18 protein-coding genes are annotated in these 22,489 nt (G+C 72.3%); 8 read left to right on the top strand and 10 right to left on the bottom strand.

Going from position 1 to position 22,489, the window contains the following annotated elements; all coding sequences use genetic code 11:
• Positions 1 to 77: 77 nt before the first annotated feature.
• The 3 genes from ACSYGN_RS22885 to ACSYGN_RS22875 all read right to left on the bottom strand — a co-directional run bounded on the left by ACSYGN_RS22885 (position 78) and on the right by ACSYGN_RS22875 (position 3,414).
• Positions 78 to 854 (bottom strand): SDR family NAD(P)-dependent oxidoreductase, encoded by a 777-nt coding sequence (locus tag ACSYGN_RS22885; RefSeq protein ID WP_460398504.1) that lies wholly within the window; start codon positions 852 to 854, stop codon positions 78 to 80.
• A 32-nt stretch (positions 855 to 886) separates the two neighbouring features.
• Positions 887 to 1,840: a TIGR03619 family F420-dependent LLM class oxidoreductase gene (locus ACSYGN_RS22880; RefSeq protein ID WP_460398502.1), complete on the bottom strand. Its 954-nt coding sequence runs from the start codon at positions 1,838 to 1,840 to the stop codon at positions 887 to 889.
• Positions 1,841 to 2,169: 329 nt separating this feature from the next.
• Positions 2,170 to 3,414, bottom strand: coding sequence for an amidohydrolase family protein (locus tag ACSYGN_RS22875; protein ID WP_460398499.1), 1,245 nt, complete (start codon positions 3,412 to 3,414; stop codon positions 2,170 to 2,172).
• Positions 3,415 to 3,653: 239 nt separating this feature from the next.
• On the opposite strand from ACSYGN_RS22875, the gene ACSYGN_RS22870 reads away from it, so the two are divergent.
• From ACSYGN_RS22870 to ACSYGN_RS22860, 3 genes are all read left to right on the top strand, one after another.
• Positions 3,654 to 3,827, top strand: coding sequence for a hypothetical protein (locus tag ACSYGN_RS22870; protein WP_460398497.1), 174 nt, complete (start codon positions 3,654 to 3,656; stop codon positions 3,825 to 3,827).
• A 158-nt stretch (positions 3,828 to 3,985) separates the two neighbouring features.
• The gene (locus ACSYGN_RS22865) at positions 3,986 to 6,958 is read left to right on the top strand and encodes an AfsR/SARP family transcriptional regulator (protein ID WP_460398495.1); all 2,973 of its coding nucleotides are present in this window, start codon (positions 3,986 to 3,988) and stop codon (positions 6,956 to 6,958) included.
• A 502-nt stretch (positions 6,959 to 7,460) separates the two neighbouring features.
• Positions 7,461 to 7,673, top strand: a complete 213-nt coding sequence (locus tag ACSYGN_RS22860) for a hypothetical protein (protein ID WP_460398493.1) — start codon at positions 7,461 to 7,463, stop codon at positions 7,671 to 7,673.
• Positions 7,674 to 7,903: 230 nt separating this feature from the next.
• On the opposite strand, the gene ACSYGN_RS22855 is transcribed toward ACSYGN_RS22860, so the two are convergent.
• Positions 7,904 to 9,562, bottom strand: a complete 1,659-nt coding sequence (locus ACSYGN_RS22855) for a fatty acid--CoA ligase family protein (protein ID WP_460398491.1) — start codon at positions 9,560 to 9,562, stop codon at positions 7,904 to 7,906.
• 247 nt (positions 9,563 to 9,809) lie between these two features.
• Here ACSYGN_RS22855 and ACSYGN_RS22850 point away from each other — a divergent pair, with 247 nt between their 5' ends.
• From ACSYGN_RS22850 to ACSYGN_RS22840, 3 genes are read left to right on the top strand one after another with little or no spacing between them, the layout of a single operon-like run.
• Positions 9,810 to 10,988, top strand: coding sequence for a lipid-transfer protein (locus tag ACSYGN_RS22850; RefSeq protein WP_460398489.1), 1,179 nt, complete (start codon positions 9,810 to 9,812; stop codon positions 10,986 to 10,988).
• Positions 10,989 to 11,011: 23 nt separating this feature from the next.
• Complete coding sequence (locus ACSYGN_RS22845) at positions 11,012 to 11,473, top strand: Zn-ribbon domain-containing OB-fold protein (protein ID WP_460398487.1); 462 nt, start codon at positions 11,012 to 11,014, stop codon at positions 11,471 to 11,473.
• Positions 11,470 to 12,243 carry an enoyl-CoA hydratase/isomerase family protein gene (locus ACSYGN_RS22840; RefSeq protein ID WP_460398485.1) on the top strand — a complete coding sequence of 258 codons (774 nt, stop codon included), beginning with the start codon at positions 11,470 to 11,472 and terminating at the stop codon, positions 12,241 to 12,243. Before ACSYGN_RS22845 ends, ACSYGN_RS22840 begins: the two co-directional genes overlap by 4 nt.
• Before the next feature lie 58 nt (positions 12,244 to 12,301).
• On the opposite strand, the gene ACSYGN_RS22835 is transcribed toward ACSYGN_RS22840, so the two are convergent.
• The 3 genes from ACSYGN_RS22835 to ACSYGN_RS22825 all read right to left on the bottom strand — a co-directional run bounded on the left by ACSYGN_RS22835 (position 12,302) and on the right by ACSYGN_RS22825 (position 16,474).
• Positions 12,302 to 12,841 carry a hypothetical protein gene (locus ACSYGN_RS22835; protein ID WP_460398483.1) on the bottom strand — a complete coding sequence of 180 codons (540 nt, stop codon included), beginning with the start codon at positions 12,839 to 12,841 and terminating at the stop codon, positions 12,302 to 12,304.
• A 259-nt stretch (positions 12,842 to 13,100) separates the two neighbouring features.
• Positions 13,101 to 15,464: an outer membrane protein assembly factor BamB family protein gene (locus ACSYGN_RS22830; RefSeq protein ID WP_460398481.1), complete on the bottom strand. Its 2,364-nt coding sequence runs from the start codon at positions 15,462 to 15,464 to the stop codon at positions 13,101 to 13,103.
• A gap of 287 nt (positions 15,465 to 15,751) precedes the next feature.
• Positions 15,752 to 16,474, bottom strand: coding sequence for a VOC family protein (locus tag ACSYGN_RS22825; RefSeq protein ID WP_460398479.1), 723 nt, complete (start codon positions 16,472 to 16,474; stop codon positions 15,752 to 15,754).
• Positions 16,475 to 16,596: 122 nt separating this feature from the next.
• Between ACSYGN_RS22825 and ACSYGN_RS22820 the strand changes: the two genes are divergently transcribed.
• On the top strand, positions 16,597 to 17,244 hold the full coding sequence (locus ACSYGN_RS22820; RefSeq protein ID WP_460398477.1) for a TetR family transcriptional regulator: 648 nt from the start codon (positions 16,597 to 16,599) through the stop codon (positions 17,242 to 17,244).
• A gap of 371 nt (positions 17,245 to 17,615) precedes the next feature.
• On the opposite strand, the gene ACSYGN_RS22815 is transcribed toward ACSYGN_RS22820, so the two are convergent.
• A complete protein-coding gene (locus ACSYGN_RS22815) occupies positions 17,616 to 18,092 on the bottom strand; it encodes a nitroreductase family deazaflavin-dependent oxidoreductase (RefSeq protein WP_460398475.1) in 477 nt (158 codons plus the stop codon).
• Positions 18,092 to 19,291, bottom strand: coding sequence for an acyl-CoA dehydrogenase family protein (locus ACSYGN_RS22810; RefSeq protein ID WP_460398473.1), 1,200 nt, complete (start codon positions 19,289 to 19,291; stop codon positions 18,092 to 18,094). Before ACSYGN_RS22810 ends, ACSYGN_RS22815 begins: the two co-directional genes overlap by 1 nt.
• Before the next feature lie 124 nt (positions 19,292 to 19,415).
• Between ACSYGN_RS22810 and ACSYGN_RS22805 the strand changes: the two genes are divergently transcribed.
• A complete protein-coding gene (locus tag ACSYGN_RS22805) occupies positions 19,416 to 20,597 on the top strand; it encodes a thiolase C-terminal domain-containing protein (RefSeq protein WP_460398471.1) in 1,182 nt (393 codons plus the stop codon).
• Positions 20,598 to 20,633: 36 nt separating this feature from the next.
• On the opposite strand, the gene ACSYGN_RS22800 is transcribed toward ACSYGN_RS22805, so the two are convergent.
• Positions 20,634 to 22,457, bottom strand: coding sequence for a serine/threonine-protein kinase (locus ACSYGN_RS22800; RefSeq protein WP_460398469.1), 1,824 nt, complete (start codon positions 22,455 to 22,457; stop codon positions 20,634 to 20,636).
• Between the last annotated feature and the right edge of the window lie 32 nt (positions 22,458 to 22,489).

The following is a 22,489-nucleotide window of genomic DNA, read 5'->3' as shown; positions in this document are numbered from 1 at the left end:
CGAGGCCGCCGCCGCCCGGTGCGCGAGGCTCGCCCCCGGGCTGGCCGCCGAAGCGGGCCGGTGTCAGCCGTTGCGGGTCACACCACCGACACCCCCGCCAGCCACCCTCCGTCGATCACGAACGGCTGCCCCGTGATGTACGACGAGTCGTCGCAGGACAGGAACAGGGCGAGGCGGGCGACCTCCTCCGGGCGGCCGATCCGGCCCAGGGGCACGAGCTTGCGGTACAGCTCGTCCAGAGCGCGGCTCATCTCCTCGGGGTCGGCGTCCGGGTCCAGCCGGGCCGGGTTGGACATCGGGGTGTCGACGGCGCCGGGGCAGACCGCGTTGACCCGGATCCGGTGCGGCGCGAGCTCCAGCGCGGCGACCCGGGTGAGGCCGAGGACGGCGTGCTTGGTGGCTGCGTAGCTGCCGACGGCCGCCATACCGGTCACCGCCGTGTAGGAGGCGGTGTTGACGATCGTGCCGCCGCCCGCCGCCCGAATCTCGGGCGCGACCGTCTTGATGCCCAGGAAGCAGCCGACCTGGTTGACCGTGACCACCTGCAGGAACTCGTCGAGCGGCGTGTCGAGCAGGGCGTTGAAGCGCAGGATGCCCGCGTTGTTGACCAACCCGTCGATCCGGCCGTACGCCTCCTTCACCCGCGCCACCGCCGCCCGCCAGTCGTCCTCGCGGCCCACGTCGAGGTGGACGTACAGCGCGCCCAGCTCCTTGGCCAGTTCCTCGCCCTGGTCGTCCAGGATGTCCGCTACGACGACCCGCGCGCCCTCCGCTGTGAAGAGCCGCGCTTCCTGTTCGCCCTGCCCGCGCGCCGCTCCGGTGACGAGCACGACGCGTCCGTCCAGCTTGCCCATGGGACTCCTTCCATGGAGGTCTTAAGCGGAGATCAAAGATGCGGTGCCACCTCGGCACCGAACGCCGCGATCTGGTCGGTGAGTTCGTTGCGGCTGCGGCTGCGGAACCGCACCTGGATCTGGTCGACGCCCATCGCGGCGTACGCGCGCAGCGACTCGGCCAGCGCCTCGGGGGTGCCGGTGAGGGTGCGGCGGCCGGTGTCCCAGGAGGGGGTGCCGACGTAGAGCGGTTCGGTGATGGCTCCGGCGGTGAACGGACGCTCCACGCCCGCCTGTTCGCGCAGTTCCCGGATACGGGCGAGCTGCGCCGGAAGGCGGTCGCGGGGGTCGCCCTGGGGCAGCCAGCCGTCGCCCTTGAGGGCGGCCCGGCGTACGGCGGCGCGCGAGGAGCCGCCGACCCAGACGGGGACGCGCTGCTGGGCGGGGCGGGGGCCCTGGCCCAGGCCCTCGAAGTCGTAGAGCTTGCCGTGGTGTTCGGGGAACTCCTCGGGTCCGAGCGCGGCGCGCAGTGCGTCGATCGTCTCGTCGAGGACGGCGCCCCGGTGCTCGAAGTCGGCGCCGAGCACCGCGAATTCCTCCTCCACATGGCCCGCGCCGACACCGAGGATCAGCCGGCCGCCGCTGAGGTGGTCGAGGGTGGCGTACTGCTTGGCCGTGAGGAGGGGGTGGCGCAGCCCGGCGATCGCGACGTGGCTGAGCAGACGGACGCGTTCGGTGACGGCCGCGAGGTGGGCGAGAGTGGCGACGGGGTCGTACCAGACCGTGCTCATCGCGGGCGCTAGCCTGCGCGGGATCGCGACATGGTCGCAGCAGGCGACGTACGCGAACCCGGCGGCGTCGGCGGCCCGCGCGACCGCGACGAGGTCACCCGGCCCGGCACCGGCCTCCCAGGACTCGGCGTAGAGGGTGCTCTGCGACTGGACCGGGAGTTGTATCCCGTACTTCACCGTTGGACCCTCTGGACCCGCCGGACCCGTTGGACACATTGGACCCACCCCTTGCCGAGGCTGCCGACAACATCGCCACCATTGCCTGACGGTGCGTCAGATCGGAAACGGAGCCCCTATCGTCGTCTCTGACGCATCGTCAGACAAGGGGTGAGGCCGGACCGGGATGGGACGGGACCGGGATGGGACTCAGTCGCCCGCGCGGCGCCGCCTCCTGAGGCTCCGGCGCTCCCGGGCCGACGGGTGGACCGTGACGTACAGGCCCGCCGCGCCCGCGGCGATCACGCCGAGCACCGCCGCGAGCCGGGCCCACAGCGGGGCGCCCTGGCCGAGCAGGCCGCAGCGACAGGCTGGTTACTCGGAACTGCTCAGGCGCTTCCGGGCCAGAGTCCCTCCGGAGTGAGCCCCAGCAGCTCGATCGCGTTGCCCCGTACGATCCGCTCCACCACGTCCGGCGCCAGGTGCCCCATCTGTGCCTCGCCGACCTCGCGGGACTTGGGCCAGGTGGAGTCGGAGTGCGGGTAGTCGGTCTCGTACAGGACATTGCCGAGGCCGATGGAGTCGAGGCTGCGCAGCCCGAAGGCGTCGTCGAAGAAGCAGCCCCAGACATGGTCGTGGAAGGTCTCGGACGGCGGCCGGTGCACCTTGTCGGCGACGCCGCCCCAGCCGCGGTTCTCCTCCCAGACGACGTCCGCGCGCTCCAGGATGTACGGGATCCAGCCGATCTGCCCCTCCGCGTACATGACCTTGAGCTGGGGGAAGCGCTCGAACTTGCCGCTCATCAGCCAGTCGACCATCGAGAAGCAGCAGTTGGCGAAGGTGATCGTGGAGCCGACGGCGGGCGGGGCGTCCTCGGAGGTGGACGGCATACGGCTGCTGGAACCGATGTGCATGGCGACGACGGTGCCGGTCTCGTCGCAGGCGGCGAGGAAGGGGTCCCAGTAGTCGGTGTGGACGGAGGGCAGGCCGAGGTGCGGGGGTATCTCGGAGAAGGCGACCGCGCGCACCCCGCGGGCGGCGTTGCGGCGGACCTCGGCGGCGGCCAGCTCGGCGTCCCAGAGGGGGATGAGGGTGAGCGGGACGAGCCGCCCCCGCGCCTCGGGGCCGCACCACTCCTCCACCATCCAGTCGTTGTAGGCGCGCACGCAGAGCAGCGCGAGCTCCCGGTCGGTCGCCTCGGTGAAGGTCTGGCCGCAGAAGCGGGGGAAGGTCGGGAAGCAGAGCGCGGACTGGACGTGGTTGACATCCATGTCGGCGAGGCGCTGCGGGACGTCGTACGACCCCGGGCGCATCTGCTCGTAGGTGATGACCTCCAGCCTGACCTCGTCCCTGCTGATCCCTACGGCGGTGTCGAGGCGGGTGAGGGGGCGGTGCAGATCCTCGTAGATCCACCAGTCGCCGACCGGCCCGTCGTCGCCGGGCCCGCCCATGACGGGCTTGAAACGGCCGCCGAGGAAGGACATCTCCTTCAGCGGGGCACGCACGATCCGGGGGCCGGTGTCGAGGTACTTCTTCGGAAGCCGGTCCTGCCAGACGGCCGAGGGCTCCACGGTGTGGTCGTCGACGGAGATGATCAGCGGGAAGTCGCTCTGCGACGGGGTCGGGGTCTCCATGGCGGTCACGGTAGCGCCGAACTGACGGTCCGTCAGCTACGTAGTCGCGGTGCGACCGGAAGCTCCCGGGCCGATGTCGCGTTGACCAGGGCGAGCCAGGTGAGACTCTTGTTCGTGCTCGATCCCAAGCGGAACGCTGTGATCTGGGTTGGCGGTGACAAAGTCGGTGACTGGTCGGGGTGGTACCGCACGGCGATCAAAGAAGCGGAAGAGGCTTGCGCGGCGTACGAGGAGGAGTCGTGAGCGTGAAGAAGCAGAGCGCGAACGCCGTCGACTGGAACGACCTCAAGGAAGGGTTCGGCTTCTCTGCCGAGGAGCAGGAGCAGGTCGAACAGGGCACCGCAGCGCTCCTGGCCGAGGTTCGCGCGTACGCGCTTACCGTCTCACCGAGGTCCGCAGGCGCCGGCGCATGACGTCTGTGCGTGCCCGCACCGAGAGGGTGTGAAAACCCTGTGGAGGCCGCGTGACTGCCGTGCGGCGCCCCGCGATCGGGAGCTCGCGCGGCTGACGTTTGCCCCCGGGACAAGGCAGACTTACGTCCGATAAAGAGGGCCTCTAGTGGGGACGGCGGATGGACGGTGTACCGCGGGTACCGGAGCAGTGGCGTCCCGGACCCGCACAGCAGTCGCCTCAGCTTCGCTTCAGCGTGCTCGGACCCGTGCGCGGCTGGCGCGGCGAAGAACCGCTTGCCATGGGATCGCCGCAGCAACGCGCGCTGCTGGCCGCCCTGTTGCTGCGCGAGGGCCGGACGGCGACCGCCCCGGAGCTGATCGACGCCCTGTGGGGCCAGGAGCCGCCGTCGCAGGCGGTGGCGGCGCTACGGACGTACGCGTCCCGGCTGCGCAAGGTCCTGGACCCCGGCGTCCTGACCACCGAGTCCGGGGGTTATGCCGTACGGAGTCTCGGGGACGGCGCGCTCGATCTGGCGCGGGCGCAGCAGCTTGCCTCCGAGGCGGAGAAGGCCAAGGGCGCCGGTGACTTGAGCGGGGCGCGGGAGGTGCTGAACCGTGCGCTGGGCCTCTGGGACGGCGAGGCGCTCGCCGGTGTGCCGGGGCCGTATGCGGAGGCACAGCGGGCCCGGCTCGGTGAGTGGCGTCTGCAACTCCTGGAGTCCCGGCTGGACATGGACCTGGAGCAGGGCTGCCACGCGGCAGCCGTCTCGGAGTTGACGGCGCTCACCGCCGACCATCCACTGCGCGAACGGCTGCGCGAGCTGCTGATGCTGGCGCTGTACCGCAGCGGGCGTCAGGCGGAGGCGCTGGCCGTCTACGCCGACACCCGGCGGCTGCTCGCGGAGGAACTCGGCGTCGATCCGCGCCCCGGGCTCAGCGAGCTCCAGCAGCGCATCCTCCAGGCCGACCCGGGCCTCGCGGAGCCGTCGGGGCCGGTGCCGGAGCCGGTGGTGACCCCGGTGCGCCCGGCGCAACTCCCCATGGCGGTGGCCGACTTCACCGGCCGGGCCTCCTTCGTGGCCGAGTTGAGCGAGGTTCTGGCGTCGGCGTCGGAGGACGGGGAGGACGGCAACCGGGTGATGGCGGTGTCCGCGCTCGCCGGTATCGGCGGGGTGGGCAAGACGACGCTGGCGGTGCATGTGGCGCACGGGGCACGCGGGGCGTTCCCCGGCGGGCAGCTCTACGTCGACCTCCAGGGCACGGGCGCCCGGCCCGCCGAACCGGAGACGGTGCTCGGCTCCTTCCTGCGGGCTTTGGGCGCGCAGGACTCGGCGATCCCGGAGCCGCTGGAGGAGCGGGCGGCGCTGTACCGGTCGATGCTGGACGGGCGCCGGGTGCTGGTGCTGCTGGACAACGCGCGGGACGCGGCGCAGGTACGGCCCCTGCTGCCCGGCACCGAGGGCTGCGCGGCCCTGGTGACCTCGCGGGTGCGGATGGTGGACCTGGCCGGGGCACATCTGGTCGACCTCGACGTGATGTCCCCGGACGAGGCGCTGGCGCTGTTCACAAAGATCGTCGGCGAGGAACGGGTCCGCTCGGAGCGGAAGGCGGCGCTGGACGTGGTCGCGGCGTGCGGGTTCCTGCCGCTGGCGATCCGTATCGCGGCGTCCCGCCTGGCCGCCCGCCGCACCTGGACCGTGTCCGTCCTCGCCGCCAAGCTCGCCGACGAACGCCGCCGCCTCGACGAGCTCCAGGCCGGCGACCTCGCGGTCAAGGCGACCTTCGAGCTGGGCTACGGCCAGCTGGAGCCCGCACAGCAGCGGGCGTTCCGGCTGCTGGGCCTGGCCGACGGCCCGGACATCTCGCTGGCCGCCGCAGCCGCCGTACTGGACCTCACGGCGGACGACACGGAGGACGTCCTCGAATCGCTCGTCGACACCTCCCTCCTGGAGTCCGCCGCGCCCGGCCGCTACCGCTACCACGACCTCGTACGGCTCTACGCCCGCGCCTGCGCCGAACGCGACGAACGGCCGGGCGAGCAGGAGTCGGCACTCTCACGCCTGCTGGACTTCTATCTGGCCACCGTCGCGGGCGGCTATCTCATCGAACGCCCCGGCGACCGCCTGGTCGACCACCTGGAGCGCCCCTCCCACCCGGGCCTGGTGTTCTCCGACCGCCACGCCGCCCAGGACTGGCTGTACGCGGAGGCGGTCTCCCTGCTGGCCTGCGTACGCCAGTCGGCCGCCAGCCAGCAGACCCTGAGGCGCGCGGTCGACGTGCTGTGGGCGGCGGTGGACCTGGCCGAGTCGGGCGCCAACTCCCGTGAGTACGAGGTCGTGGCGGCCCGCCTGCGTGACGCGGCACAGGACGCCGGTGATCCCCGCTCCGAGTCCCGGGCGCTGATGGCGCTGGCCTTCGTGCACCACATCTCCGGCAGCAAGTTCGACGCGGCGGGGCAGGCGGCCGAGCGGGCCGCGGCCCTGGCCGACGCCTGCGGAGACCCGCTCACCGCCTGCTGGGCGTCGAACATCAGCGGCGCGGTGGCGATGTACCAGAACCGAGTGGCCGACGCCGAGGCCCACTTCACCCGCGCCGTCGAGAACTTCCGCCCGCTCGGCGACCGTCCGGGCGAGGCCAGCGCCCTGTGCAACCTCTCCCGCACCCATCTGGCCACCGGCCGCACCGAGAGCGCGGTGGCGCTGGCCCGGCAGGGCACGGAGATGTACGACGCGATGGGCCACGCCCTCAAGGGCGCCAACGGCCGCTACGCCCTCGGCCTCGCCCTCACCAGCAGCGGCAAGCTGGCCGAGGCCACGGAGTGCCTCCAGCAGGCGCTCCGGGTCTTCCAGGACTCGCGCCAGCGCCTCTGGGAGGGCATGACCCTGTTCCGCCTGGCCGAACTCGACCTCACCGCGGGCCGCCCCGCCCCGGCCGCCGTCAACGCCGAGACCGCCCTCACCCTCCTCCGCGGCGTGGGCGGCGAATGGCGCCGCGCCAACGCCCTCACCGTCCTCGGCCGGGCCCTGCACGGCATCACGCACCTGGACCGCGCCCAGGTCTGCTGGCGCGAGGCCCTGGACATCTTCGAGTCCCTGGACGCCCCGGAGGCGGCGGAGGTACGGGCCCTGCTGGCGCCTTCGGCGATGCGGTGAGGCGATGCGGAGACGTCTGGAACGCGCAGAGGCCAGGAGCGCGGAATCCTCAGGAGCGCAGTGCGCGGGGAGGCCGGGCGATGAAGGTTTCATCCACGAAACTTTCATCAATGCAAGCATGGCCCCACACGGCGTCGCGCAGCCCACCATGCCGAGCCTGGCGGCATCTGGCTTGCCGCCACGGGTGCGCCGATGCCCACGCGGGCGTTCATCGTTCGTTTATCGGCGCCCGGCATGCTCGGCTGTGTCGTTCCGTCGCGTCGGGGGGCAGGCGGAGTGACACGGTGGCCGGGTTCGTGAGGTGCCCGGCCGCGCGGGGTCCGCCCGGCGATCCACGGGGGAGTTGCCGGACGGGTCCCGGTCCCTCCGCGGGGGGAGTCACCGGGCAGGTCCCGGTCCTTCCACGGGGAGTCGCCGGGCGGGGGTCCGGTGACGGTTCACGGGGGAGATGCCGGGAGATCCCGGTGTCCGAAAAAAGCACGACAACGGGAGAGCGAGCACCATGAGCGACCAGAACAGCACCGACAACGTGCACGTCACGGACGAGCCGCTCATCGCGGCTGGCGGGGGCGCCACGACGGACAACGTCCACGTGACGGACGAGCCGCTGACGGCCACGGCCAAAGCCACGGTCAAGGCCGCGGCCACGGCCACGGCCACGGGCAGCGGCACGGTCACTCCGGACAACGTCCACGTGACGGACGAGCGCGTCTGACACACCGACCGGTTCGAACGGCGGGGGGCACGGCGGGGGCACGGCCGCGGCGGCGCGGAAGAGGGGGAGCCGCCGCGGCCGTTGTGTGTGTCAGGGCAGTACACCTAAGCCGGTCGGGCGAAGTTCGCTGCGGTTCGGCAGCGCCCTGAAGGGGCGCGGGGAACTGCGCGACCAGCCACGATGGTGCCGCAGACGACAGACGACACATCGCGGCACTTCCAGCGGAGCGCTCAGGTCGCCGCGCGGTCGCGCAGGTCTCCCTTCACCACCTTGCCGCTCGCGTTCCGCGGCAGTTCGCGGACGAACTCGACCCGCCTCGGCACCTTGTAGTTCGCCATCTCGCGGCGGGCCCAGGCGATCAGGTCGTCGGCGGTCGTGACCGAGCCCGGGCGGCGCACGACGAAGGCCATGCCGACCTCGCCGAGCCGGGCGTCCGGTACGCCGATCACCGCCACGTCCGCCACCTCCGGGTGCAGACCGAGGAGTTGCTCGATCTCCGCCGGGTAGGCGTTGAAGCCGCCGACGATGAACATGTCCTTGATCCGGTCGGTGATCCGGAGGTTGCCCGCCTCGTCCAGGACGCCGACGTCGCCCGTCCTCAGCCAGCCGTCCGGCGTCAGCACCTCGGCGGTCGCCGCCGGGTCCTCGTAGTAGCCCCGCATGACGTTGAAGCCCCGCACCAGGACCTCGCCGGGCTCGCCCGGGGGACGTACGGCGCCTTGGGCGTCCACCACACGGACCTCCGTGCCCGGGATGGCCCGGCCCGACGTCGACGCGATCACCGACGGGGCGTCGCCGCGGCGGCACATCGTGACGATGCCGCTGGCCTCCGAGAGGCCGTACGCCGTCAGGACCGTCTCCACGCCCAGTTCGCCGCGCAGGCGTTCCACCAGCCGCAGCGGGACCACCGCCGCCCCGGTCACCACCAGGCGGAGCGCCGACAGGTCGTGGGCGGCGCGGGCCGGGTGGTCGAGGAGGGACTGGTGGAGGGTGGGCGGGCCCGGGAGGACGGAGACGTGCTCGGCCGCTATGTTCGCCAGCACCGTGTCCACCCCGGACACCGCCTGCGGGATCATCGTCGCGCCGCGCGTCAGGCAGGCGATCACGCCGGCCTTGTAGCCGAAGGTGTGGAAGAACGGGTTCACGATGAGGTAGCGGTCGCCGTGCCGCAGTCCCGCCAGGTCGCTCCACACCTCGTAGCCGCGCAGCGTCTGTTCATGGGTGATCACCGCGCCCTTCGGGCGGCCCGTGGTGCCCGAGGTGAAGACGATGTCGGAGGGGGCGGACGGCGGGATGCCCGCCGCGCGAGCGTGCGTCTCCTCCGCTCCCACCGCCTCGCCGCTCGCCAGGAAGTCCTTCCAGGTGCGGAACTCCGGCGGGGCAGCGTCCTCCGACAGGACCACCACCTGTTCCAGGGCCGGGAGTCCGGGGAGGGGGCCCACACCGGCGTCGGCACCAGCACCAGCACCAGCACCAGGGTGGTGGCCGGCACCCGGGCCCACACCCGCCGCCCGGCGCAGCGAGCCCACGTACGACGTCCCCAGGAAGGTGCCCGTCACGAACAGCAGCCGTGCCCCGCTGCGGCGCAGCACATACGCCGCCTCCGCGCCCTTGAAGCGCGTGTTCAGCGGCACCAGGACCGCGCCCGCCGACACCGCACCCAGCGCCGAGGTCATCCAGTCCAGGGAGTTCGGCGCCCACACCGCCACCCGGTCACCGGGCTCGACACCGTTCGCCAGACAGGCCGCCGCCGCCCGTTCGACCCGGGCGCCCAGTTCCTCGTACGTGATCCTGGTCCGCCCGTCGACGACCGCCTCGGTGCCCGCGTACCGCCGGGCCGCCCAGCGCACCAGGGCCGGGATGCTGCTCCACTCCACGTCACCGCGCACCTTCGCCCTCCTCCCGTAGCTGACTGACCGTCAGATTAGCTGTAGCCTGACGGACTGTCAGCAGTCGGGCAGGGGCCAGGGGCCGCTTCGGGATGTGCGGAGGTGGGTGCACGTGCCAGGTACGGGCAGCAGAGCGCGGCGGCCGGGAACAGGGCGGGGGACGGGTCCGGGGCAGGGGCAGGGGCCGGTACAGGGGCAGGGGCAGGGGCCGGTACAGGGGCAGGGGCCGGTGCAGGGGCCGGGGCCGGTGCAGAGGCCGGGGCCGGGGCGCGGTCCGGTCCCGGGGCTCAAGGACGCCACCGCCATCGTCGGCATCGGGCAGACCCCCTTCGCCAAACGGCTCCCGGAGGACGAGAAGACCCTCGCCTGCCGTGCCGTGCTCGCCGCCCTCGACGACGCCGGCATCGACCCCGGCGAGGTCGACGCCCTCGCCTCCTACACCATGGAGGACACCGACGAGGTCGAGCTGGCCAAGGCCGTCGGCTTCGGCGACCTCACCTTCTTCAGCAAGGTCGGCTACGGGGGCGGCGGTTCGTGCGCCACGGTGGCGCATCTCGCCGCCGCGATCGCCACCGGCCAGGCCTCCGTCGGCGTCGCCTGGCGGTCCCGCAAGCGGGGCAGCGGGCCTCGGCCGTGGACGAACACCGCCGTCCAGCTGCCGACCCCGGCGCAGTGGACCCGGCCGTACGGGCTGCTGCGGCCCGTGGACGAGATAGCCATGCTGGCCCGCCGCTACCTCCACGAACACGGCGCGACCCGCGACCACTTGTTCCATGTCGCCCTCGCCTGCCGCAACCGCGCCAACCAGAACCCCGCCGCGATCATGTACGACCGCCCCCTCACCCGCGAGATGTACATGACCTCCCGGTGGGTCAGCGAGCCGCTCTGCCTCTTCGACAACTGCCTGGAGACCGATGGCGCGTTGGCGTGCGTGGTCGTCTCCGCGGAGCGGGCGCGGGACTGCCGGCAGCGGCCCGTGTACGTCCACTCCGCCGCCCAGGGGCTGCCCGCCCAGCACCACGGCATGGTCAACTACTGGACCGACGACCCCCTCACCGGCCCCGCCTGGGCCGCCGCCCGGCATCTGTGGAAGCACGCCGACTTCACCCCCGAGGACGTCGATGTCGCCCAGATCTACGACGCGTTCACCCCGCTGATCCCGCTCTCCCTGGAGGGCTACGGCTTCTGCGGCCGGGGCGAGGGCGGCGCGTTCACCGAGGGCGGCGCCCTGGAGACCGGCGGACGACTGCCGATCAACACCGGCGGAGGCGGACTCAGCGAGGCGTATGTGCACGGCTTCAACCTGATCACCGAGGGCGTCAAACAGCTGCGCGGCACCAGCACCGCCCAGGTCCCGGGCGCCGTGACCTGCCTGGTCACCGCGGGCGAGGGCGTCCCCACCTCGGCCCTACTTCTGCGGAACTGACCCACCGAGCCAAGGAGTTCACCTTGCTGCGTCCCGTCACCGACACCGACGGCGCCCCCTTTTGGGAGTACGCCGCCCGCGGCGAACTGCGCGTCCAGGCCTGCGCCGACTGCGGCGAGCCCCGCTTCCCGCCCCGGCCCTGCTGCCCGCACTGCCGGTCCTTCGCGAGCCAGTGGCGGCTCACCAACGGGCGCGGGCGGGTGTGGTCGTACGTCGTGCCGCATCCGCCGCTGCTGCCCGACTACGCCGCGCAGGAGCCGTACAACGTCGTCGTCGTGGAACTCGACGACGCGCCCCGCGTCCGGCTCGTCGGCAACCTCGTGACCCGGGCGGGCGCGGCCCTCAACTCCCTCTCCCCCGACCGGATTCGCATCGGCGCTCGCGTCCAGGCCGCATTCCCGGCGGACGGCGAGAACCGCGAGGACAGCGACGCACCGCCTCCTCTTCGGCTTCCGCTTCCGCAGTGGGTGCTGGAGCGGCCATGACCCTGCGCGTCAGCACGGACGCCGACACCGGCGTCGCCGTCGTCACCCTCGACCGGCCTGAGAAGCTCAACGCCGTCGACCTCGCCACCGCGGACGAACTCGCCGCCACCTGGCGGAGGTTCCGCTACGACGACACCGTGCGGGCCGTCGTGCTCACCGGCGCCGGGGAGCGGGCGTTCTGCACCGGCATCGACCGGGACGCCGTCGTACCGCAGCCCAACTCGCCCTACATGCAGGACGATCCGCTGCTGAACATCGGCCCGAAGGCCAACGACCTGTGGAAACCGGTCATCGCCGCCGTCCGCGGCATGGCCTGCGGCGGCGCCTACTACCTGCTCGGCGAGGCGGAGTTCGTCGTCGCCGACACCACCGCCGTCTTCTTCGACCCGCACACCACCTACGGCATGGTCAGCGCCTACGAGTCCGCGCTCATGGCCCTGCGGATGCCTTACGGCGAGGCCGCGCGGATGATGCTCATGGGCACCGCCGAACGGGTCTCCGCCGAACGCGCCCATGCCGTCGGTCTGGTCTCCGAACTCACCCCGCCCGGCGAGGCGCTGGCGGCCGCCGTACGGTGCGCCACCGTGCTCGCCGGGTATCCGGCCGAGGGCGTGCAGGGCACCGTACGGGCCCTGTGGGCGGTCAAGGAGGCGGCGCGGGCGCAGGCGTACGCCCTGGCGCCGTCCCTCGTCGCCCTCGGCAATCTGCCGCCGGAACGCCAGGCGGAGCTGTTCGCCCGGCGGCGGGACGGGAAGTTCCGGGTGAGGTGAGATCCGGTCCTCCGGTCCTCCGGTCCACCGGTCCGCCGGCCCTCGGTCGTTCCGGCCTTCAGGGCTTGATGAGGGCCGATGGATCCACGAAACAGTGATCGACCAGGGACAGCGGCCCGTCGGCCTGGACGCCGTCGTGCTTGTTGAACGGCACCTTCACCTTCGTGCTGCTTTTCGCAGGCACGGTCGCCGTCTGGACCGCGTAGTCGACCGAGTCGTTGTTGTCGTCCAGGAAATCGACGGAAAATCGGAAGCCGGCCTTCTTGCCGTTCGGGTTGGTGACCTCGACGGTCGCGTACGGCCGCTTCTTGCTCGCGCAGCTCACCAGGACCGCCGTCCCGTCCTGGAGGGCCGTGGTGCTGCTCCCGCCGGTGGTGCTGGACGGCGTGGAGTGACGCTTCTTGTAAGTGCTGCCGCTGCTCTTGTAGCCGTCATGGTCCTGGTGCGAGCTGCTGCACCCGCCGCCACTCCCGCTCGACGAGTGCGAGCCGCTGCGGTGCCGTGTGCTGTGGTGCCGTCCCGTCGAGAACCCGGTGAGACTGACGACCACCAGGGTGACCACGGCTGTGAATCTGAGAGAGCGTCCCCGTGTGTACATGCCCATCACTCTAACGGCGGGCATGGCGGGCATGATCGCACCGCGTGGCGGAGCGCCCCCGGCACAGGTAGCGTCGGCCCTGGGACGGCCGCCGTCCGCACCCCTTCCGTGTGTACTGGTACGACGGCCGTCGCACTCCTGCGGCCATCAAGCCCCGCCGCCATCAGGCCTCGCGACCATCAGGCCTTGCGACCATCAGGCCCTGCGACCATCAGGCCCTGCGACCATCAGGCCTTGCGACCATCAGGCCCTGCGACCATCAGGCCGTACGTGCCGTACCCGTCCCCTTCTCCGCGTCCAGCGCGTACACGCACCGGTCCTTGCTGCACGCGTACACGATGCCGTCCTGCACGACCGGAGCGCCGGTGATCTCGCCGCCGGTGGCGAGTTTCCAGCGCAGCCGACCGTCGTCGGCCTTGAGGGTGTAGAGCAGATGGTCGGTCGAGCCGAAGTGGATACGGCCCTCGGCGACCGCGGGGGCGCCGACGATGTCGCCGCCCGACTGGAAGCGCCACTTGGGCGTACCGGTCACCGCGTCCAGTGTGTAGAGGCCCTTGCCGCTGCCCACATGGACATGCCCCGCCGCCACCAGGACGGGCTCGGCGGAGGAGCGTGACTCGGTGGCGATGCGCCAGCGGTCGCGGCCGTCGGCGGCGTCGAGGGCGTAGACCGTGCCGAGGTAGTCGGCGAGGTAGACCCCGCCGCCCGTGACGGCGGGGCCGGGGGCGAAGGCGGGCGGGCAGAGGAAGACCGCGGGCGCCTCGAAGTGCCAGCGCACCATGCCGCTGACCACGTCGATCGCGATGACCCGGGTGCCCGCGGAGACGTAGACGGTGCCGTCGGGGGCCGGGGTGAGCCGGACCGGGACCCCGCCGCAGGAGGCGGCGTCGCCGATCGGGTACGACCAGCGTTCCTCGCCGGTGCGGGCCTCCAGGGCGCGCAGCCGGGCGTCCTGCCAGACGTAGACGATGCCGTCGTGGATCGCGGGGCCCGCCTCGGGCGACTCGAAGTCGGTCTGGGCGCCGGTCAGCTCCCACAGCTTCTGCCCGCTGGACGCCTCCCACGTCTGGACCCCGCCGCCTCGGGTGGCGGTGAGGACGGTGCCGCGGGCCGCCTTGAGGGAGTACACCCAGGCGTCGGTCTGGAGCCGCCACAGATCGGCGCCCTCGCGGGCGTCGAGGGCGTAGAGGGTGGGGCCGTCGGAGGCGTGGATCCGGCCGTCGGCGACGGACATGGACCATGCCACGTCCCGGGTCTTGAAGCGGCGGCGGCCGGTCGCCACGTCCAGGGCGTGCACCTCGAAGGAGGTGACGTAGACCAGGTCCCCGGCGACGGCGGGGGTGCCCCAGACGTCGTTGGACATCCGGAACCGCCAGGGCCGCCAGCCGGAGGCCGACGGCTCCGGCGGCGCGGCCGGGGCCTGCGGGGCGGTGAACGCCGGGTCGGCGCCGTTGACGCCGGGGCGGGGGCGGGACCAGTGGGCGACCAGGCCCGCCTCGGGCGGGGGTGCCTTCACGGCGGCGGCGCGGGCGTCGGCGACGCGCGGTCCGGGGCCGATGGGCACGGCGGCACCGGCCAGCCGGACCGGGCCGGTGTCGGGGGCGCCGGAGGGCAGGGGCAGCGGGGCGGGCGCGGTGGCCGGGAGGGGCACGGGGGCGGGGTCGTAGGACGGCGGGGGCGGAAGCTGGGGCCGCGGGACGGGGCGCTGGCCCACCTGGGTGACGAGGCGGCCGCCGCGGCGGGACTCGATGAGGGTGACCGCCTTCTCCGGCAGCCACGCCGACGCCGTACCGCTGTCGTCGGAGCCGGAGCCGAAGAGATGCGGGGCGAGCTGGGCCTGGAGGTCGGCCGGGTTGGGCCGGGCGGTGGCCTCCATCTGCATACAGGACTCGATCAGCGGGCGCAGCTCGTCGGGCAGGCCCTCCAGGTCGGGGCCCTCGCGCAGCAGCATGAAGACGGTCTCGACGGGGTTGGCGCCGTGGAAGGGCGGATGCCCGGTGGCGGCGAAGACGAGCATCGAGCCGAGCGAGAACACATCGCTCGCGCCGGTCACGCTGCGGGAGTCCTTGGCCTGCTCGGGCGACATATAGGCCGGGGTGCCGACGGCGACGTTCGTCATGGTCAGACGGGTGTTCGAGACACCGGAGGCGATACCGAAGTCGATGACGCGGGGGCCGTCCTCGACGACGAGCACGTTCGACGGCTTCAGGTCGCGGTGGACGAGTCCGGCGCCGTGGATGGACTGCAGCGCCTCGGCGACGCCCGCGGCGAGCCAGCGCACCGCCTGGGCGGGCATCGGCCCGCAGTCGTTCACTATCTCTTCCAGGGAGGGCGCGGGGACGTACGCGGTGGCCAGCCACGGCACGGCGGCACGGGGGTCGGCGTCGACGACCGCGGCCGTGTAGAAACCGGAGACCGCGCGGGCGGCCTCCACCTCGCGGGTGAAACGGACCCGGAAGAGCTGGTCCTCGGCCAGCTCCGTGCGGACCGTCTTGATCGCCACGCGACGGCCGGACGCCGAGCGCGCGAGATAGACCAGCCCCATGCCGCCCGCACCCAGCCGTCCCAGCACCTCGAACGGCCCGATCCGCCGCGGATCGTGCTGCGTCAGCTGATCCACCACTTGCCTGCCACCTCCCCGTACGAGCCGCGTCGTCCACATGTGTACGCGACCCCGTGCAGCGTCTCACCACCGCACCGCCATGGCGGCACGCACCCCGATTCTCCCTGGCCCGGGCACTGGTTGCGAACCCCGGGTGATATCGGGATGTCCTGTGACGAATGAGCAGATTCCAGCGCCGACGCGGCGCCGGAAGGGAGCCGCGACGGTCTTGGAACGGCGTTCGAACGTGACGTGGCCGGCATCGGAGCGCCCGGTGAGCGCCCCAGCGGTCCGCCTCAGCGGCCGTGTCAGCGCTGAAGCACCGCGAAGGACGCCCCCTGATTGTCGCTGACGACGCACACCGTGCCGTACGACGTCTCGAACGGCGGCACCTGGACCCGCCCGCCGAGCCGCTGCACCCGCCCCAGCACGGCCCGGCTGTCCGCGACCCGGAAGTGCACCAGGAAGTGCGGCGGCATCTCGGGCGGGAAGACCCCGGAGACCGGGGCGCGGCCGAAGTCGGGTTCGGCGTCCTGGCCGAACAGGGCGTCGTGGAAGAGAGCGCCGTAGAAGGCGTTGGCGGCGGCGGTGTCCCGGGCGTACAGCTCCGCCCAGACGAAGCTGCCCGGCTGGTGGCGCCGCCCGAAACCCCGGTGCTCAAGGGGCTGCCACAGCCCGAACACGGCGCCCTCGGGGTCGGCCGCCTGGGCTGCGACACCCAGCTCGCCGAGCTGCGTCGGCGCCATGACGAGCTGCCCGCCGCCCGCGAGGATGCGGCGCGCGAGGGCGGTGGCGTCCGGGGTCGCGAAGTACACCGTCCAGACGCTCGGCATACGGCCGTCCGTCTTCTGCGCAAGCGCGGCGACCGGTTCGCCGTCCAGCCGGGCCCAGCGCGAGCCGCCGTACGCCTCCTCGAAGGTCCACCCGAAGAGCTCACCGTAGAACCGCTCCCCCGCCGCCACGTCGGGCAGCTGGGCGTCGACCCAGCAGGGGACGCCCTCTCCGTACACCGATGCCCTGTTTTCGGCCATACAGCCAAACTACTGTCGGCACACGCACCGCGCAGACCAGGCACACCACCCCGCGCACTCCCGTGCACCCCATTTGCAGTCGGCCGAATAGCGCTCCGATCACCCCTCGGTAAGCTGACGGCATGACAGGACAAGTGCGTACCGTCGACGGCCGCGTGGCCGGTCGGCGTGGGCAGGCGACGCGGCAGAAGCTGCTCGACTGCCTCAGCGAGATGCTGAGCTCGTCTCCTTACCGTGACGTCAAGGTCATCGATGTCGCCCGCAAGGCGGGGACCTCGCCCGCGACGTTCTACCAGTACTTCCCGGACGTCGAGGGCGCCGTCCTGGAGATCGCCGAGCAAATGGCCTCCGAGGGCGCCGGATTGACCGAGCTGGTCGCCGGACGGTCCTGGGCGGGCAAGGCCGGATGGCAGACCGCGCAGGAACTCGTCGACGGCTTCCTGGACTTCTGGCGCAAGCACGACGCCATCCTGCGCGTGGTGGATCTCGGCGCCGCCGAGGGCGACAAGCGCTTCTACAAGATCCGGATGAAGATCCTCAACTCGGTGAACAACTCGCTGAGCGAGTCCATCGCGGAGTTGCAGGCCAAGGGCCGGATCGACAAGGACGTGAACCCCGCGGCGATCGCGGGCTCACTGGTCGCCATGCTGGCGGCGGTGGCCGCGCACCAGAAGGGGTTCCAGTCGTGGGGCGTGAAACAGGCTGAACTGAAGCCCAACCTGGCGCTGTTGGTGCACTTGGGCGTGACAGGGAAGAAGCCGACGAGGTAGGTCCGGCCCGCGGACCCCCACCGCCTGGCGGTGGCGTCTGCCTGCTTTCCCTTTTTCCAGTTCCCAAGTCCTGTCTCGCGGGCGGTGGCCGACGACTGCCGGCCACCGCCTGCAGTACTGCGGGCCCCCGGGCCGTGCGCGCGTCGCTCCGCTGCGGTCCGTTGCGGTCTGTCTGCGGTCTGCTGCAGTCTGCTGCGGTCCGGGGATCGCTCCGCTGCGGTCCGTCGCGGTCTGCTGCGGTCCGGGGATCGCTCCGCTGCGGTCCGCGCGTCGCTCCGCTGCGGTTCGCGCGTCGCTCCGCTGCGGTTCGGGGATCGCTCCTCGTCAGCGTTCGGGGATCGCCCACGAAGGCGACGACCTTTCGGCCCTCGCTATCGCCTGAGCAGCCGGAAGATCCGTATCTCCCGCTCCACCCGGGCCTGGTACGTCGCGTACGGCGGCCAGAAGGCCAGCGCCGACTGCCAGGCCGCGGTCCGTTCCGCACCCCGCAGCAGCACGGCGTGCACGGCGATGTCCTCGCCCCGCCAGCTGATCTCGGCGTCGGGATGGGCGAGGAGGTTGTGCGTCCAGGCCGGATGACCGGTGCGCCCGAAATTGGAGCCGACCAGCAGCCAGGTGCGCCCGCCCGGCTCCGGCAGGCAGGCCAGCGGCGTACGGCGGACCTGCCCGCTGCGTGCGCCGGTCGAGGTGAGCACGGCCCCGGGCAGCATCTGCGCGCTGAGCAGCACCTTTCCCCGGGTGAGCCGGTGCACGGCACGGTCGAGGGGCGGTATGACGCGGGGCGCGACCTTGGCGAAGCCGCGGGTGGAGGACACCTTCTGCAGAAGACGGGCGCCGGGGAGAGCCATCAGTGGGCCGTCCTTTCCGCCTCGGAGCTGAAGAGTCCGGCGGCGTCGGCCGCGTGGGCCCGCAACCGGTGCACGGGCCCGAAGAGCAGTTCGTCCCCGGCGGCCCGCTTGAACCAGAGGTGGGCCTCGTGCTCCCAGGTGAACCCGATGCCGCCGTGCAACTGGATGCTCTCGCCGCTGACGCACCGCAGGGCCTGCAGCGCCTGGGCGAGCGACAGCCCGCCGACCCGCTGTCCGTCCTCGTGGCCGGTCGCCCGGGCGGCGTAATAGGCGGCAGACCGGGCGGCCTGGACCTGCACATACGCGTCGGCGAGCCGGTGCTGCACGGCCTGGAAGGACCCGACGGCCCGCCCGAACTGCTCACGCTGCTTGACGTACTCGACGGTCCGTTCCAGCGCCCGTCCGGCGGCCCCGACGGCCTCGCAGGCGAGCACGGCGGCGGCACCGTCGCCGGTGGCGGCGAGGGCGGGAAGGACGTCGGCGTGCTGGTCCTCTCCGAGCAAGGCGGCTTCCACGTCACGGAGTTGGATCCGACCTTGGGGCCGGGTGGCGTCGAGCGAGGTCTGCCGGACGCGCCGCACCCCGGTGGCATCGGCGCGCACGAGGAAGAGCAGCACGCGGGACCGGGCGAACCCCCCGGTGTGCGCGGCGACGACGAGGAGATCGGCGCAATGCCCGTCGAGCACCTGCCCGACCTCCCCGTAGAGCCGCCAGTGATCACTCCGCTCCCGGGCCTGCACCCCGCCGGCCCGCCCTCCCCCGGCCCAGTCGCTCCTGTTCCCGCCGGTCAGCCCGAGGGCGGTGGCGAGGGCGGTGCCGGGCACGGCGAGGGCGGCGGTGAGGGCACCGGAGGCGATCCGGGGCAGCAGCTCGGCACGCTGGGCGTCGGTGCCGAGGGCCAGGAGGAGGGGTGCGGCGAGAACGGCGGTGGCGAGGAGAGGTGAGGGAGCAAGAGCCCTTCCGGTCTCCTCGGCGGCGAGGGCGAGATCGGTGAGGGTGCAGCCGACGCCGCCGTAGCCCTCGGGGAGGGCGAGCCCGGGAAGGCCGAGCTGATCGGCGAGGGCGACCCAGAGGGCGGGGTCGTGTCCGGCGGGGCTGTCGAGGGCGGCGCGGCACTCGTCGGGGCCGCAGCGTTTGGCGAGCAGTTCGCGCAAGGTACGGCGGATCTCGTCCTGTTCGGGGGTGAAGCAGGCGTCCATGGCAGCGCCCTCCCTCTCCGGATCTGACGGTGCGTCATATTAGGACGTCCGGCGAGGGATGCCCAGAGCCGCACCTCCCGTCCGGCGGGTCGGTTTTTCAGGTATCTGATGTACCGTCAGATCCATGACGACGCGAGGGGCGCGAGGACGGAAGGTCGCCGTTGTCGGGGCGGCGCTGGCGGACTGCGGCAGGATGGACGACGCGACGCCGTACGCACTGCACGCGCAGGCGGCCCGCAGGGCCCTGGCAGACGCGGGCCTGGACCGCGCGAGGGTGGACGGCTTCGCATCGGCGGGCCTGGGCACGCTCGCGCCGGTGGAGGTGGCGGAGTACCTGGGCCTGCGCCCGACATGGGTCGACTCGACATCCGTAGGCGGCTCGACGTGGGAGGTGATGACGGCCCACGCGGCGGACGCGATAGCGGCGGGGCACGCGGAGGCGGTACTGCTGGTCTACGGCTCGACGGCCAGGGCCGACATCAGAGCGGGCCGCAGGACGGGCGACCTGTCCTTCGGCGCGCGGGGCCCGTTGCAGTTCGAGGTGCCGTACGGCCACACGCTGATCGCGAAGTACGCGATGGCGGCCCGCCGCCACATGATCGAACACGGCACGACGATCGAGCAGTTGGCGGAGGTGGCGGTCCAGGCGAGAGCCAACGCAGGGCTGAACCCGGAGGCGATGTACCGGACGCCGATCACGGTGGACGAGGTCCTGTCGGGCCCGATGATCGCAGACCCGTTCACAAAGCTGCACTGCTGCATCCGCTCGGACGGCGGCGCGGCGCTGCTGCTGGCAGCGGAGGAATACACGGCGGGCTGCCGGACCGCCCCCGTCTGGATCCTCGGCACCGGGGAGTGTGTCTCCCACGCGACGATGTCGGAATGGCCGGACTTCACGGTCTCCCCAGCAGCGGTGAGCAGCCGCCTGGCCTTCGAGCGGGCCGGGTTGACCCCGGCGGAGATGGACTTCGCCGAGATCTACGACGCGTTCACCTACATGACGCTGGTGACCTTGGAGGACCTGGGCTTCTGCGAGAAGGGCGAGGGCGGCGCGTTCGTGGAGAAGGGCCGCCTGAAGGTGGCGGGCGGCGAGTTCCCGGTCAACACGGACGGGGGTGGCCTGTCGGCCCAACACCCCGGGATGCGGGGCCTGTTCCTGCTGGTGGAGGCGGTACGGCAACTGCGGGGGGAGTGCGGGGAGCGGCAGGTGCGGGCGAGGGACGGGGAGTTGCCTCGGCTGGGGGTGGCGTCGGGGACCGGGGGGTGGTTCTGCTCTTCAGGGACGGTGGTGTTGGGGCGGGGGTGAGGGGCGAGCCTCTCATCCGGGCGCACTCCGTCGTCGTCATTGCGAGCCGCACTGTGAGACGACCTTCTGCTCATCCTCCGAGAGGGTGGGGCCGGGGGTGGGAGTGGCTGCCGCGCGCCCGGACTTGCCCAAGCCGCTCTTGGCGTTGTTCTCGCTCGCGGCTTTACGACGCTCGCTTTCCTTCTTGCACGCGGACGCCTGCACGGCCAGGTGGGAGACCTTCGACCGGGCCGCCTCAAGACCACCCTCAGTGATGGTGGCCCTGACCTGCTTCTGCTGGTACGACGGCAGATACTTCAGCTCGATCTCCGGGTGGTCCTTCTCCACCTTCGACAGCGACATCCAGGCCAGGTCCTGGGCGATGCCGCGGTAGATCGCGACGTGCTCGCCCTTGGCGCCGATGTAGTAATACGTCTGTGTCCACTGGTAAAAGCCGATGAGGCTGCCGAGGACTGTGAGGCCGAGGCCAAGCAGGATCGCTCTCTTGAGGGTCCAACGGATGCGGAAGGTTCGAGCGGCAGGCGCCGGGACCCAAGCAGCGGTGTCCGGCGGCTTCGGAGGCTCGAGCGGCATCGGCGGGAGGCCTGTGGGCACAGCGGCCGCAGTCGCAGGCGGGCCCGGGTTTCGGGGGCTGGGTGTGGGGCCGAGTGGCTGGGGCGGTGGGCCTGCTGCGGGTCGTCCTGCCGGGCCCGGAGTGGTGGTGTCGGGGTCCGGCGAGAACGGACGGGGTTGTTCTTGTGACCCGACGGGAATGTGGTGCGCCCCGGGCGCTGCCGGGGTGGCGGGCGCGGCGGGTGGTGATAACTGGGGCGGGTTGATGGATGACGGCAGAGGTGTTCCTGGTGGTGTGGAGGCATCTGGGGTGCCGGGGAGGGACTCGTGGGGAGTCTCCGGAACTGCGGGGCCCGTATTCGGCGGTGTCGGAGGCAGGGGGTGAGGGATGGGGGCGGATGCGTGGTCCCGGACGAGCCGGGCGACCGGGGAGGGCATCCAGCCGGGCTCGGTGAGCTGTGGTGTGGCGGTGGCGATTCGGCCGTCATCGTCCGCGCCGTCTGTGGTGGTGAGCCGGTCGAGCAGGTAGGCCACGGTGGGGCGCTGCCCGGGGTGTTTGGTCAGGCAGGCGGCCACCACCTCGCGCAGTTCGAGTGGGAGGGCATCCAGGTCGGGCGGTTCGTGTACGGCGCGGTAGTGCAGGGCGTGCGGGGTGCCGGTGCCGAACGGGCCGACCCCGCTGGCGGTGTGGGCCAGCAGTGCGCCGAGGGAGAAGACATCGCTGGCCGGCCCGACCGGCTGCCCGGTGATCTGTTCGGGGGACATGAAGCCGGGGGTGCCGATCGTCATGCCGGTGTGGGTCAGCACGCTGGCCTCGCTGGCCGCCGAGATCCCGAAGTCGATCACACGTGGGCCGTCGGCGGCCAGCAGTACGTTGGAGGGTTTGAGATCGCGGTGGACGATGCCAACCGCATGGATCGCCTCCAGGGCCTCGGCAAGCCCCGCGCCCAGAGCGAGGACCGGCCGGGTCGGCCAAGGACCGTGCCTGGCTATCGCCTCCCCCAGCGAGACGCCGGGGACGTAGACGGTGGCCAGCCAGGGCGGCGAGCCGTCCGCATCGGCGTCCACCACGCCGGCGGTGAAGGCCCCGTTGACCCGCCGGGCCGCAGCCACCTCACGGGCGAAACGGCGCCGGAAGTCACCGTCCTCGGCCAGCTCGGGGCGCACCGTCTTCACCGCGACCGCGCGCCCGCCGGGCGAGCGCGCCAAATACACCCGGCCCATCCCCCCCGCACCGAGCCGTGCCTCGATCCGGTAGCGCCCCACCCGCCGCGGGTCCTCCGGTTCCAGGGCCTTGAACACTGCCATCCCACGCCCCCCTGCGCCCTGCTCCACGGCGC

This window comes from Streptomyces sp. YIM S03343, from assembly GCF_054729195.1.
The sequence above is the reverse complement of the archived record's forward strand: the minus strand, read 5'-3'. Positions and strand labels throughout refer to the sequence as shown.